This window comes from Pseudobacter sp., from assembly GCF_051955275.1.
Taxonomy (GTDB): Bacteria; Bacteroidota; Bacteroidia; order Chitinophagales; family Chitinophagaceae; genus Pseudobacter.
The window spans coordinates 1-13,341 of record NZ_JBQCGW010000147.1; the positions used below are offsets into that span (position 1 = coordinate 1).

Genomic DNA, 13,341 nt, shown 5'->3' on the forward strand with positions numbered 1-13,341 from the left:
AGCAGTTTGTGCGTTCGATAAGAATGGAAATGCGTTAAGGATGATTAAAAAGATGGTCCTTGCACTATTGAAATTCCGCGGGTTGATTACACTGAAAAAAACTCCATTCATAAGTGGAAACTTAGAGGCCCAGAATTTTATTATACCCTTCAAATATCTTAGCCACATTGAAGTAGTAAGTGAGCGTTCCTCCCTCTTTGGTCTGTACCTCTATCCTGTCGCAGATCCCTCCGTTCTTGTCAACTGACTGCCCTAATGGTTGCAATCCCATGGCGCGCAGGATAAAATACTCTTCTTCCACTTTAATGACAGACCAGCCAGTAGCACAGGTCTTACCATCACCACGATCAATGATGGAGTTCACCAGACCATCGAGGATAGTCCTGTATTTAGCAAGATTGACAGTATCACCGTTTTTCTCAAATGCCCTTGACCTTAATGCATGGGCCATCAAAATGGTATAGTCGATACTGAGGATCTCACCGGTGGTTTTTATCACGCCTTCATAATCTTCTTTGCCCATCAGGGTTTTCATTTCCTTATCCAGCCTGGTCAGTTTCTCACCTGCCTTGCCCGCTACCTGGAATTGTTTACTGTCAATCAGACTTTCCCTGAATTCACGAAAATTGATATTGGTATTGCCGGATTCAAGTTGTTTGACAAAATCAGCATATTTGTCCTTGTGATCAGGAACGGAAACAGATTGAGCAAAAGATAAACAGGAAAGGCTCAGGAAGGTCAGAACGAGAACAATGGATGTTTTCATTTTCCGGGATGTATGTTTTTGAGGGGCTGGTGCAGCTATATTACATCATTTTGGCGGAAAAAAATACTCAACCCGTAAATAGTAAGGCTTTTTAAAAGGTTCTGGAAAATCGGAGAGCCCAGTCGCTCACATACCCGCGAGTGACGGATATTCCGTCGCCTCCGGCGACACGGTGCCCGCCGGAGGCGAGCAAATAGAAGTCACTCGCGGGGACGCGAGTGACTGGGTACTCCCCGACATATTTATTCGGCTACTTTAACAGCCACTTCATTCCTCAACTCCCTCGCCGCATCCACCATGGCCTGCAAGGCTGCCCTGGTTTCACTCCAGCCTCTCGTTTTCAACCCGCAATCAGGGTTCACCCAGAGCTGATCCGCAGGGATCACCGCTTTGGCTTTTTCCATCAGCTGCACCATTTCTTCTTTTGAAGGAACACGTGGCGAATGGATATCATACACACCAGGCCCTATCTCATTAGGATACTTGAATTCAGCGAATGCATCCAGCAGTTCCATTTGGGAGCGGCTGCATTCTATGGTGATCACATCCGCATCCATATCCGCGATCTGTCCGATGATATCATTGAATTCCGAGTAACACATATGCGTATGGATCTGTGTGGCATCATTCACGCCGCTTGCAGCAATGCGGAATGCGCGAACTGCCCAGTTGAGGTACGCTTCCCAGTTCTCTTTGCGGAGCGGAAGTCCTTCCCGGATCGCCGGTTCATCGATCTGTATCACGCGGATACCGGAGCTTTCCAGATCGGCCACTTCATCCCTGATGGCTAACGCAATCTGAGTGCAGGTTTCACTGCGTGGCTGATCATTACGAACGAAGCTCCATTGCAGAATGGTAACAGGTCCGGTCAGCATACCTTTCACAGGTTTACGTGTAAGCAACTGCGCGTAAGAGGTCCAGCGTACTGTCATCGGAGCGGGACGGCTCACATCTCCATAAATGATGGGAGGTTTCACACAACGACTGCCGTAGCTCTGCACCCAGCCATTTTGTGAGAACACGAATCCCTGCAACTGCTCACCAAAATACTCCACCATATCATTCCGCTCAAACTCACCATGCACCAGTACATCGATGCCGGCCTCTTCCTGCCAGCGGATGCTGTCTTCCGTTTCTTTGGCAATAAGCGTATCATACTGCTCCTGGGTGAGCTCTCCCTTCTTCAATTTGGCCCGCCAGCTGCGGACTTCAGCGGTCTGCGGAAAAGACCCGATAGTAGTGGTAGGGAATATTGGGAGTTTCAAAGCCGCGCGCTGCAGCAATTTGCGGGAGGAGAAAGCTGTGTTACGACTTGCATCTTTATCTGTGATGCCTGATACTCTATCTTTAACCTGGTTATTATGGATCAGGGAAGATAATTTTCGAGTATAGTTGACCGTTATATTTTCCTGTAACCGCTCATTTACCTCCCCTGCCGCCAATTGTTTAAGTGTAACGATCTCACCGATCTTCTGTTTGGCGAATGCCATCCATTGTTTGATTTCGGGAGTGAGCACTTTCTCATTCTTCTCCAGGTCCAGATCACAGGGCACATGCAACAGTGAGCAGGATGGAGCAATCCAGACCCTGTCTGTTCCCAGCTTAGCTACTGCTTTATTGATGAGTGCGAGTGACTGCTCGTAATCGTTCTTCCAGATATTCCTTCCATCCACCACACCCAGTGATAAAATTGTACGGCTGCGGACGATATCAGTAGCCAGGATATCATCCAGCTGAGAGGGACAACGCACCAGGTCAAGATGCAACACCTGCACAGGCAGGCTCAGCGCAGTGGCCAGGTTATCACCGTAACACTCGAAATATGAGGCCAGGATAAGCTGCAATTGTGGGAATTTATTCCTGATCTCGTTGTAGGTTTGCACGAACACCCGTCTTTCTGCGGAAGAGAGGTTGAGCGAAAGGCAGGGCTCATCCAGCTGGACATAATACGCGCCTGCTTCTTCCAGCTTGCCAAGGATCTCCAGGTAAACAGGTAAGAGATTTTTGATCAGCTCAAGACGATGGAAACCGCTTTCTTTTTCTTTACCCAGCAACAGGTAAGAAACGGGTCCGAGCAAAACAGGTTTTGCAGGGATGCCTTGTTGTTTAGCTTCATTGAACTCGTGCAGCACTTTATTGCTGAAGAGTGTGAACTGCTGACTGGCAGTGAATTCCGGCACAATGTAATGGTAATTGGTATCGAACCATTTGGTCATTTCCATAGCGGTGATATCATAGCCATCCTTCTGATAACCTCTTGCCATGGCGAACAGGAGATCGATATGCGGCAATTGTTTTTCGTGCACCAGGTTATGATACCGTGCAGGAATGGCGCCCACCATCATTGTGGTATCGAGCACCTGGTCATAGAAAGAAAAATCGTTACAGGGAACGAGATCGATGCCGGCTTCTTTTTGTAATAGCCAGTTCTGCTGCCTGATGTTACTGCCGGTCTGCATCAGTTTTTGTGCAGTCAGCTCACCTGCCCAGTAGAGTTCAGCAGCTTTCTTAAGTTCCCTTTGGCTGCCAATCCGCGGGTAGCCGAGGTTTTGTGTTTGCATGTTACGCGCTTTTAAAGATGATAAATCAGTTAAAAGCTCTTTGCTAAACAGGAGTGCTATGTATGTAAGAAGAAGATGGAAGATACGTATACGCGTACGCATGCACAGGCCTTCCTGCATGAAGATGCCTGTGATGGAGGTATATCAGTTCAACAATCGCTTCTTTCCACGAAAGCACTGTCAAATACAATAGAGGCAGGTCTCCTGGCTTGTAACGTTTCTACCGTCCTTCCCATTCCGTGTTGGCGGAACAGTGGACAACGAGGGTAAAAACTCAGGTGTGTTACTTACAGTTGCGGGACAGCTTGTGATTTACACACAATTCCCTATTAATCCCGACGCTTGGCCGGGAACCTATACTGTTTGATAAGATGTATAGAAAGAACTTGATGATGCAAATTAGTGTATTTGCCGGAATTTCTGTTTACACAAAAAAAGCGCCCCTTTGCAGGAGCGCTTTTCAAATACTATCCTGGTTGATCAAGCTTCGCAACTTTTGCAGCTCACCAGGTTGGTCACCATTTCTTTGGAAACGCTCTGGCTGCGCTGATAGTAAAGTGTTTTAACACCCAGCTTCCAGGCTTCGATCAGGAGCTTGTTCACTTCTCTTACAGGAAGGTCAGAAGGGATGTTGAGGTTCAGGCTTTGGCTCTGGTCAACATATTGCTGCCGGATAGATGCCTGCTGAATGATCTCCAGCTGACTGATTTCCTTGAATGTTTTGAACACGTCCTTTTCATCCTGCGTCAGTTCTTTCAGGTGCTGCACACTGCCATGGTTCAGCATGATGCCGCGCCATGTATCTTCATTATCGATTCCTTTTTTGATCAGCAGTTCTTTCAGGTATTTATTCTTGCGCATGAAATTTCCTTTGGAAAGTCCTGCTTTGAAATAGTTGCTGCTGAACGGCTCGATACCGGGAGATGTTTGTCCGAGAATAGCGCTGGAGCTGGTTGTAGGAGCAATGGCCATTACGGTTGTATTGCGTTTGCCATATCCTTTCAGCAGTTCAGGCTCTCCGTAGATCCATGCCAGGTCCTTGCTCGCTTTGTTGGCTTTTTCCTGGATGTCTTTGAAAATGGATGCGGTCAGTTGTTTGGCGCGCATGCCTTCGAAGGGGATCATATTCTTCTGCAGGTAAGAGTGCCAGCCCAGTACACCCAGCCCCAGGGCACGGTGTCTTTTCGCAAATTTATTGGCAGCTTCCAGGTAATGGTTGCCTTCGGTTTTTGCGATGAATTCCTGCAATACGGCATCCAGGAAGAACACGGCCAGTTTCACGGCGTTGGTGTCTTTCCATTCGTCGTACAGTTCCAGGTTCATGGAAGACAGGCAGCAGATGAATGACTCATCCATGGATGATGGCAGCATGATCTCGGAGCAGAGATTGCTTGCATGAATAGTGAGGTTGTGATCTTTATAAACCTGTGGTTTATTACGGTTCACATTGTCTGAGAAGAAGATGTATGGAAGGCCTTTCTGCTGGCGGCTTTCCAGTACTTTAGCCCAGATCTCCCTTTTCTTCATATCCCCATCGATCATATCCTGCATCCAGTAGTCGGGCACACATACGCCATTGAACAGGTTCTGGATAGGGTGGCCGATATCCTTGATAGAGAGGAACTCTTCAATATCACCGTGATCGATATCCATATAAGCGGCAAAAGCGCCTCTTCTTACCCCCCCCTGTGAGATGGTATCCATAGCTGTATCGAACAGGCGCATGAAACTAACGGCGCCACTGCTTTTCCCGTTATCGGTAACAGCGCTGCCCCGTTCGCGGAGTGCACCGAAATAAGCGGATGTACCACCGCCGAGTTTGGTTTGCATGATCACTTCACCCAGCTTGTGCGTGATGCCTTCGATATTATCAGGCACATGCACATTGAAACAGGAGATCGGCAGTCCTCTTTCCGTACCCATATTGGCCCAGATGGGAGAGCTCAGGCTCATCCATCCTCTTTCAATCATCTCTTTGAAAGCGTCCTTCAGTTCCGGTTTATAAAGACGCTGCGCTGCCGCAGAACAGATGCGCTCGATGGCGCCTTCAACTGTTTCACCTTTCAACAGATAACCTCTGTTCAGAATTTGTTCACTTTCCTCATTCTTCCACCATAATTTTTCATGCTCGTATTTTCCGGCAATATCAGGTAATTGCTCGGCGGCAGGAACGGCAGTTTCAAATAATGTTGTCATTCACAAAAGATTTAATGGGTTGGATAACACAGTTTCAAACAGATCAAAACAAATCGTTGGCCGAAATGCTCTTGTCGAATTTGGTATATTCAACAGGCCTCTTGGCAAAGAAATCGTCCAGGCTATTGGAGAAAACTTCTTCTTCAAACCACAGCATGGTGCTGCTTTCCTTAGCGCTAATATTGAAGATGGGTTGCAGCCCGATCTGCTGCAGGCTGTCATCAGCCCTCTTCTTCATGAAATTGCTCAGGTCCTTTTTATTGATAATGTCGATTTCTCCGATATTGAAGATCCAGTCGAGCATACGCTCTTCTGTTTCTATGGATTGCTTCACAATGGCATTCACCTGGCTGATGGTATCCGGTGTGAAGATCTCAGGATATTCTTCCCTGATCTTATTGATAAGGAAGATACCTGCATTGGCATGGATCTGTTCATCTACAGAAGTCCAGGCAATGATATTGCTCACATTCTTCATCAGTCCCCTGAAGCGGGTGAACGCCAGGATGATGGCAAACTGACTGAACAGGCTCACATTCTCAATGAGCAGACTGAACAGGATCAGTGAAGTGGTGTATTCTTTTTTATCAGTTGATTTTGTATTGGCCAGGGCCGCAGACAGGTAGTTGATACGCTCCTGGATCACCGGCACTTTCAGCAGGTTCTCAAATTCATTATTATAACCGAGCACTTCCAGCAGCCTTGAATAGGCTTCAGAGTGACGGAACTCACACTCTGCAAAAGTAGCGCCAAGACCATTGATCTCAGGTTTTGGAAAATGATGGTACAGATTTCCCCAGAAAGACTTCACGGCTACTTCCACCTGGGCTATGGAAAGCAGACTGTTTTTTACGGCATTACGTTCTGCCGGAGTAAGGATCGCATGAAAATCCTGGATATCTGCAGTAAAATCCACTTCTGAATGCACCCAGAATGACTTATTGAGCGCAGCGGTAAACTGTAATACTTCCGGATATTCAAATGGCTTGTACTGTACCCTCTTATCGAATAAACCCATATTAGAATTTCTTTATTTGTGATACAATGTCATGGCCCAAACTGAATGGACCCTGGCATATGAACCTATGTAAAAGGAAATTTTGCGTTATGCAGTTCACTAAAGTTCACAATAAATTTCATTGGAGGGTTGTAAAGAAATCAACAGGCTGTGCATAATTGAGTGAGGTGTTTTTACTGAAATATGACTGCAAAAGACAGGTAGCAATCAGTAAGACGGATCACTGGCAGAAACCGGGTTCACATTCAGTCTGAAACCCGCCACCAGAAAGCATTTCGAAATATCACAGCAGATACCGCGCCGGAAAGCGCCAGCTGAAAATACTAACAACTGTTAGCGTAAGGAAAATGGGGAAAATACCACTAACCGGTAGTGGTGGTTCTGTATATAATATATATGGTGCAAGAGAGCTGTTGTGCTCGATTTCTCTAGAGACCTGTCCACTTTTTAAAGTGAAGCCGGAATTCCCTAAAAGGGATTTCAGAAAAGGGTGAAAATCCCGAGAAACATCTCAAAACTTCAATGCGGCAAGATGTCAGTTATTAAAAAGTGGAAATCTATCCCGTCAGTTTCTCGCCCGGTGATCATTCAATGCAATTACCAGTGCTTCCTGTAATTGTTTTATTTCCATGTCGGCCACATTAGTACCGGCTGTTGCCAGAAATCTTCCTTCTTTGAGGGATACGATATTATTACCGAAAAGCAGGCGCTCGAGATCGCCATTCATTACAGTGATACGGTAAATACCATTGGTACTTTTCTTCCAGAGATTGGCGATGGCTTTGTAGAAGCGTTCTTTATAGTGGAAGCCGAAAACTAACATATCTGACATATAACATAGCATTTAAAAGGTCACGTACTGGCAGATAGTTTGGAGAATGATATTGGTTACAAACGAACGAGTGGTAAAAGTATTGCTTTTCCTGAATCATACATCCGTTACTGCAAATAGTAAACATTCATTAACACGTAAAAGTCAAAAATTAATCTCAGGTTAATGTTGTACAAAAAGAAAGCGGCTATCCTTTAAAGGACAGCCGCATTTTTCCAATTGCGCCAGCTTATTGTTTAATGAACCTGTAAGTTCCTGAACTGGTTTTGATAGTGTAAATGCCGGACGGCAGATGAGCAATTTCAATTCTGTTTGATAATGCTAGCACCAGGTTGCCTGCCGGACTGAACACCTGTGCGCTTTGTCCAACCAGCGAACGGTCGCTGATAGTAAACATCACATAACTGTTGGCAGGCACGGGACTGATCTTCACTTCATTCTTTCCGGCAAACTTCACGATCACCACGGGGCTGTATTTGAACGCACCGTCAGTATCGGTCATCTTCAGCCGGTAAGATAAAGCAAAAGGACCGACCTGTTTGGTCAGCCCTTCAATATGAGATCGCTTACGCGAATTTATTTCAGTCCTAGTACGTTTACGCCTTGTTCAAAAGTGATGTCAACCGGAATGCCTTTTTTGGCCAGCCGGTTCAGGTCGGCCTGCAGGTCCGGGCGTACCACTGCTTTTTCTTTCATCAGTTTTTCAACGCTGGGTTTATCGCCATTGCCCTGCAGGGTGAGGATCAGGTTGCTGAGGCCATTCATGGCTTCACGGAATTTGGGAACATCCACTTTGTAATGTCCGTCCTGCGTTTTGGCAAAGGCACCTTTTTCTTCAAAATAATTAAAGGCGAGCATATTGGCCTTTCCATGCGCTTCTCCGGCTCCAAATCTTACAGAACGGAGGATACCAGCCATGAAAGTGGTGTAGTAATTTTCGATCGGACCAGGCAGTTCGTTCATCTCTACCAGTTTGGTCACCATATAAAGACCCAGGATATCAGCCTTGGCTTCTTCCAGCCAGGAGCCCTGTTCCTGCAATGCGGAACGGACAGTTCCTTTTCCATCGATCGTATTCTTGATACCCAGTCCGTGTGCTACTTCATGGAACATCACATTCGAGAAGAATGCATCGAACTGAACCTGGTTGAGCTGTGAAGGGTCGATGAGATCTTTTGCGATGGGAAGCAGGATCTGATCGAACTTGGCCTTCATGGCGTTTTTGAGTTGTGAGCGGCGGGTGCCCTTTGTTTTCTGCAGTTCTTCGCTGTTGGGAAGGTTCACGGCAATGGTCTTTCCACCGGAGTTACAATGACCGGCATAATAGATCACGTCGTATGCATTGAGCTGGGAAGATGTGCCGGGTACTTCTTTCTTATATTTATCATCAACGGGCAGGCCTTTTTGCAGGGTGGGCAGCATGGCTACATACTTTTCCAGTTTCTTGCTCCACACTTTATCTTTTACAAGAATATAAGCTTCGAAGGCATTGCGGGAATTATACAGCTGGTCTTCGTAGTTCTCGATGGGCCCGATGATCACATCCAGACCATTATTCTTCATATCCATCCAGGCAGCATCACTGGGCATATAGTTATCAGTGATCAGGGCCTGCGAGCGTAATTCCAGGTATTTTTTCAGACCGGGTTCTTCCGCGAGCGCGGCTGCCTGTTTGAGCAGATCAGAAGCGCGTTTCAGCGGCTCTGCATAAAACTGGTGGTAAGGAATAGCAATCAGTTTACCGGCACTGTCGCGACGGATCACTGAATATTCCCCGTGTTTATCTTTTACATCTGATTTCTCGAGTTCATCTTTGGTCATGTCGTGCGGATAAAACTCAGCTCCATGCGGTTTGGCGCCGAAGCCGGCCACGAAGGGGGTGTCGCTGTTCAGTTTGTCCCAGGGACCGTAGTTGATACGGGCAAATTCTTTGGTAGCAGGATCCTGGATGGAGTTCAGGAGACTGTCCTTATTGCCATAGGACTGTTGCCAGTAGAGTTCGTCCATGATTTCAGCAGCCTGGATCAGCAGCGGGATCATTTGCTTTTCCTTTTCGGAAAGTGCACTGAGATCGGCGGTGAGTTTAACGGGGGCATAACCCGCGAGGCGCTGTGCGGCGTAGGATTGCGTGGAATCCGCTACAGGCTTCTTATCCTGTTCGGTACCGTTGTTACAGGCTGCGATGGGCAGCAGGGAACCTATTAAGACTGCTTTCAAAATGGACTGCATATCGTTATATGGTTATAGTTAGAAAGGTCAAATGTAAAGAAATAATATTTGAACCCTGCGTTAATGGCCGGACACATTCATCAACTTATCTATTCCTTCTTTTTGCAGGAAATAATACCCGAGGAAGATGTTGGAGATGCCTGGTTTGAATATGTATGTGAATCTGGGGACGCCGTCTTCGATCAGGGTTTCAACATGAGAGAACTGGAGTTGGTTTTGTAGTGCAGGATCCGCGGCCATGAGACCGGTATGATGGGAAGAAAAAATGCAATAGCTATCCGGATGCTGCAGGATACCGTTTGCCAATACCGCAGTGCACCTGGCAGCATCGGAAAGGTTCGTGCCTTTGAATAGCTCATCAAAGATCATGAAACAGTGGTGTCCATTTTTTAATTGTTCTGCCATGGTTTTCACTTTTTTCAGTTCAGCGTAGAAGTGGCTATATCCTTCGGTGAGACTGTCCTGGATGGAAATACAAATTTCAACAGAATCGAAAAATGGAAGAGTAGCTGAAACAGCAGGAATGGCCATACCAGTGTGAGCCAGACAGGCGATCAACCCCACAGTTCTCAGGAAGGTGGATTTGCCGGACATATTAGGACCGGTGAGCAGGATGATATTTTTGTTGTTTTCAAAATAAAAGGAATTTCTCGTGCAGTTTTCCAGCGCCGGATTCCAGCAGTCTTTTACTTCAAATTCATTATTGGTTGAGAATTGAGGGAATACCAGTTTATGAACCTTGATAGCCTTCGCCAGGGAAAACAATGCTTCTATTTTGTACAGGATGCCGAGCGCCTTATAAAAAGATTCTTTGAAGGAAAACCTGATCTCATGATCAAGCTGAAGCAGTTCGTAATCGGAGAGTTCGTTCACGGCGATCCCCCACTCTGCTAATTTACGGGCTTCCGATTCGTTGACGAGTGAATGTATTTCTTTGATAGTTGGTTTTAAATTATCCGGGCAGTAGGGAAAAGCCTGTTCCAGCTTTTGCATTACGGAAGACAGGAAAACGGCCAGCTGCTTCACTCCTGTCATCATCTGGTGTTTGTAGGGCGACTTGTTCACCAGGAGCTTTAACCTGGCTATTGATTTATTTTTATCGAGGATAACGATCTCGCTTTTGAAATAATGTTCTATGTAATAAATATCGGCATTGTTGATGCCCAGGTCCCAAAGATCAAGGTGAGCAAGGATCTGTTGCAGTATTTCCTGGGATTGCATGACCTCAGTGAGTGATGATTTCTTAGTACTCAGAAAATCAATCAGGGCGTATGTTCCGCCTTCCGTTCTGGTGAAATCGAGTAAGGCAGTAACGGGGCCTTTATTGAAATTGATTTAACGGATAAGGCAATCGGCGAGGGTTTGTTTGCTGAAATTCATAGTGAATTGAAAATACAAAAAAGGTACGCAGGGGTGCGTGACATGGATCAGCCGGCAACAGATTTATATTCTTTATAACAAATATTACTTATCTTTAGAAGACTGTAATAATTGAGCCTGCGGTTTGTACCCAGCCGTTCCCTCCCATCTCAATTACATTCTTCGATAATCCGGCACACTTCATTTTAGCTATTTAATAGCTAACCAATCTTCTTATGATCCTTTCTGTACCTGACACGACACTTATTTTATTACCATTAACCTTCTGTATGAAAAAAATTACGATCGTATGCCTGCTGGCTGCCGGCATTTTTTCTGCGTGTCACAAACATGATTATCCAGGCAAGAAGAAGTGCCAGATCACGAGAATTGAAGATGTGTACCACCCAAACCCAAACACAACCAACGACCGTGTTACGCAGTATTCCTACAACCAGCAACGGTTACTTGATTCGCTCTCTGTAAAGCCGATCACTGGTGCACAGCCACCACTCAGCGTGAGGATCACCTATAACAACCAGCAGAAAGCGGAAGGATTGTTGGGTCCAACAGGCACTTATAAACTCATTTACCAGAATGGACGTGTGACCAGCGTGGAGCAACTGGGTTTTGATGGCACGTACCAGTTGCTCTGTACTTTCGTGTATGATGCACAGGGGCGAATCACGGAACGGACAGCCGCAAACAGCGCGCTGCGATATGAATATTCAGACAACACAAAAAATTATACACGCGGACTGGATCTGCAGATCACCCGCCCTGGAGGGCCACTGGAAACATTCATGGCGTATGAGTATGCCTACGATAACAAGGTAAATCCCATGCTTACCTGGCCTAATACAACGCTGCTGCCTTTTTACTTTGATATCGTTGCAGGTAGCGGTCGTCAGTTTGAGCCAATTCCTGATAATAACTGGACACGGCAGAATGTGAGGTCTAATTTCAGGGGAGCGTTATTGCAGTTCAGGGAGTATTTGTATACTTATCAGTATGATGATGTTTATCCGGTGAAGTATGATTTGTTGTTGTTGACGAGCAACCCTTTTACTTCAATTGTCGATACTACTAGGGGAACAACACGTTATTACTATGAATGCGACCGGAAAAATGGTCATTCAAAATACTGATGATGTTCACGCAATTCTTAACGTGGAAATGCCTTCAAACCTTTTTGTTTAAAGGTATTTCCATGCTAATTGATATTCCGGGAATTACACCAGAGCAACAGCAATGCCGACAGGGTCAGCTTTCCAGCATTTCCAATATCCCTTCATTCCGGATGATCATCATTCCCTGCCGGTCTTCCGTAATACCCTTTTCCAGCAAATAAGTATAGGCAGGAATACCATCTTTCATGATAGTAGGCATATAGGTGAATTGAATATTGTTTCTTCCTTTTAACCCCTCCCCTACTTCAATAATATGAGTGGATACAATGAATAAACAGTTGACATATTCTGAAAATGCTTCCGTAACTGCCAATGTACCATCATACGCATCCTTCACATTGGTTCCTTTAAACAACTCATCGAACATAAGAAGCAGATGACCGCCAGCAGCTGTGGCATCAGCTGCTGTCTTCACCCTTACCACTTCTGCATAAAAGTGACTGTATCCCAAGCCAATATTATCCGCTACATTTATACTGGAATAAATGCCTTCTCTTACAGAAAACTCCATGGACCTGGCAGCAACAGGAAATCCGATATGAGCCAGGTATATACTGATACCTATCGACTTCATCCAGGTGGACTTACCGGCCATATTGGCGCCGGTCAGAAATATTACATTGTTTTGTTCCTGCATTTCAATGTTATTACCGATGGCATTTTCAATACAGGGATGCTTTAAATTGATTGCATTCAAACAATTCATTTGTTTTGGAAGTGCCCTGGCATAGGTGAAGCCACTTTCTTTTGCCACATTGCTTACTGCAATATTCACATCCAGTTCCGATATAAAGTCCAGTACTTTTTTGATATCGTTGCTTAATTTGTTCTTTAAGAGAAAATCGTATGCAGCGATAGTTTTAACGGAAATGGACTTATAAATATCTGTCTCTATCAATGCTTCCAGTTGTGGAGAAGCAAGAACCTGCCTGATCTCATTTGTCCGATGCTGGTACGGTCCTGCTAACATCGATAACTCAGCCACCAATCCATAGCACTTCTTCAGGGTTACAATCGTAGCCTGTAAACCCTGTATCAATATTTTATACCGCTCATCGCGGGTCAGGCTGGACATCGATTTCTTTACCAGGATATTTACAAAGCCGGCCAACTGCCCCCGATCATTCGAAGCATCAATATATTCGCGCATCTGGGTTACCTGCTGCGTATCGAAAGGAAACTGCATGCTG

10 protein-coding genes and 1 riboswitch are annotated in these 13,341 nt (G+C 45.7%); of the genes, 1 reads left to right on the plus strand and 9 read right to left on the minus strand.

Annotated features, from left to right (window positions below; translation table 11 throughout):
- Positions 1-121 precede the first annotated feature (121 nt).
- The 8 genes from ACTHMC_RS12590 to ACTHMC_RS12625 all read right to left on the minus strand — a co-directional run bounded on the left by ACTHMC_RS12590 (position 122) and on the right by ACTHMC_RS12625 (position 10,823).
- Positions 122-766 carry a DUF4919 domain-containing protein gene (locus tag ACTHMC_RS12590; protein ID WP_440413480.1) on the minus strand — a complete coding sequence of 215 codons (645 nt, stop codon included), beginning with the start codon at positions 764-766 and terminating at the stop codon, positions 122-124.
- A gap of 242 nt (positions 767-1,008) precedes the next feature.
- Positions 1,009-3,327: a 5-methyltetrahydropteroyltriglutamate--homocysteine S-methyltransferase gene (gene metE / locus ACTHMC_RS12595; protein ID WP_440413481.1), complete on the minus strand. Its 2,319-nt coding sequence runs from the start codon at positions 3,325-3,327 to the stop codon at positions 1,009-1,011.
- A gap of 177 nt (positions 3,328-3,504) precedes the next feature.
- Positions 3,505-3,700: riboswitch (cobalamin riboswitch) on the minus strand.
- Between the two features lie 107 nt (positions 3,701-3,807).
- Entirely contained in the window at positions 3,808-5,523 is a 1,716-nt protein-coding gene (locus tag ACTHMC_RS12600; RefSeq protein WP_440413482.1) for a ribonucleoside-diphosphate reductase subunit alpha, read from the minus strand.
- A 43-nt stretch (positions 5,524-5,566) separates the two neighbouring features.
- The gene (locus tag ACTHMC_RS12605; protein ID WP_440413483.1) at positions 5,567-6,541 is read right to left on the minus strand and encodes a ribonucleotide-diphosphate reductase subunit beta; all 975 of its coding nucleotides are present in this window, start codon (positions 6,539-6,541) and stop codon (positions 5,567-5,569) included.
- Positions 6,542-7,106: 565 nt separating this feature from the next.
- Positions 7,107-7,373 (minus strand): hypothetical protein, encoded by a 267-nt coding sequence (locus ACTHMC_RS12610; protein WP_440413484.1) that lies wholly within the window; start codon positions 7,371-7,373, stop codon positions 7,107-7,109.
- Between the two features lie 229 nt (positions 7,374-7,602).
- Entirely contained in the window at positions 7,603-7,875 is a 273-nt protein-coding gene (locus ACTHMC_RS12615; protein ID WP_440413485.1) for a T9SS type A sorting domain-containing protein, read from the minus strand.
- 74 nt (positions 7,876-7,949) lie between these two features.
- On the minus strand, positions 7,950-9,602 hold the full coding sequence (locus ACTHMC_RS12620; RefSeq protein ID WP_440413486.1) for a dipeptidyl-peptidase 3 family protein: 1,653 nt from the start codon (positions 9,600-9,602) through the stop codon (positions 7,950-7,952).
- Between the two features lie 60 nt (positions 9,603-9,662).
- A complete protein-coding gene (locus ACTHMC_RS12625) occupies positions 9,663-10,823 on the minus strand; it encodes a MutS-related protein (RefSeq protein ID WP_440413487.1) in 1,161 nt (386 codons plus the stop codon).
- A gap of 428 nt (positions 10,824-11,251) precedes the next feature.
- Here ACTHMC_RS12625 and ACTHMC_RS12630 point away from each other — a divergent pair, with 428 nt between their 5' ends.
- Positions 11,252-12,109 (plus strand): hypothetical protein, encoded by an 858-nt coding sequence (locus ACTHMC_RS12630; RefSeq protein WP_440413488.1) that lies wholly within the window; start codon positions 11,252-11,254, stop codon positions 12,107-12,109.
- A 115-nt stretch (positions 12,110-12,224) separates the two neighbouring features.
- Here the strand turns inward: ACTHMC_RS12630 and ACTHMC_RS12635 are convergent.
- The coding region (locus ACTHMC_RS12635) for a MutS-related protein (protein ID WP_440413489.1) at positions 12,225-13,341 on the minus strand (1,117 nt) is incomplete at its 5' end.

Coding starts and splice junctions, on each gene's coding strand:
- ACTHMC_RS12625 (WP_440413487.1), bottom strand. CDS start 10,823: ATGCAATCCCAGGAAATACTGCAACAGATCCTTGCTCACCTTGATCTT.
- ACTHMC_RS12615 (WP_440413485.1), bottom strand. CDS start 7,875: ATGACCGATACTGACGGTGCGTTCAAATACAGCCCCGTGGTGATCGTG.
- ACTHMC_RS12610 (WP_440413484.1), bottom strand. CDS start 7,373: ATGTCAGATATGTTAGTTTTCGGCTTCCACTATAAAGAACGCTTCTAC.
- ACTHMC_RS12590 (WP_440413480.1), bottom strand. CDS start 766: ATGAAAACATCCATTGTTCTCGTTCTGACCTTCCTGAGCCTTTCCTGT.
- ACTHMC_RS12620 (WP_440413486.1), bottom strand. CDS start 9,602: ATGCAGTCCATTTTGAAAGCAGTCTTAATAGGTTCCCTGCTGCCCATC.
- ACTHMC_RS12630 (WP_440413488.1), top strand. CDS start 11,252: ATGAAAAAAATTACGATCGTATGCCTGCTGGCTGCCGGCATTTTTTCT.
- ACTHMC_RS12600 (WP_440413482.1), bottom strand. CDS start 5,523: ATGACAACATTATTTGAAACTGCCGTTCCTGCCGCCGAGCAATTACCT.
- metE (WP_440413481.1), bottom strand. CDS start 3,327: ATGCAAACACAAAACCTCGGCTACCCGCGGATTGGCAGCCAAAGGGAA.
- ACTHMC_RS12605 (WP_440413483.1), bottom strand. CDS start 6,541: ATGGGTTTATTCGATAAGAGGGTACAGTACAAGCCATTTGAATATCCG.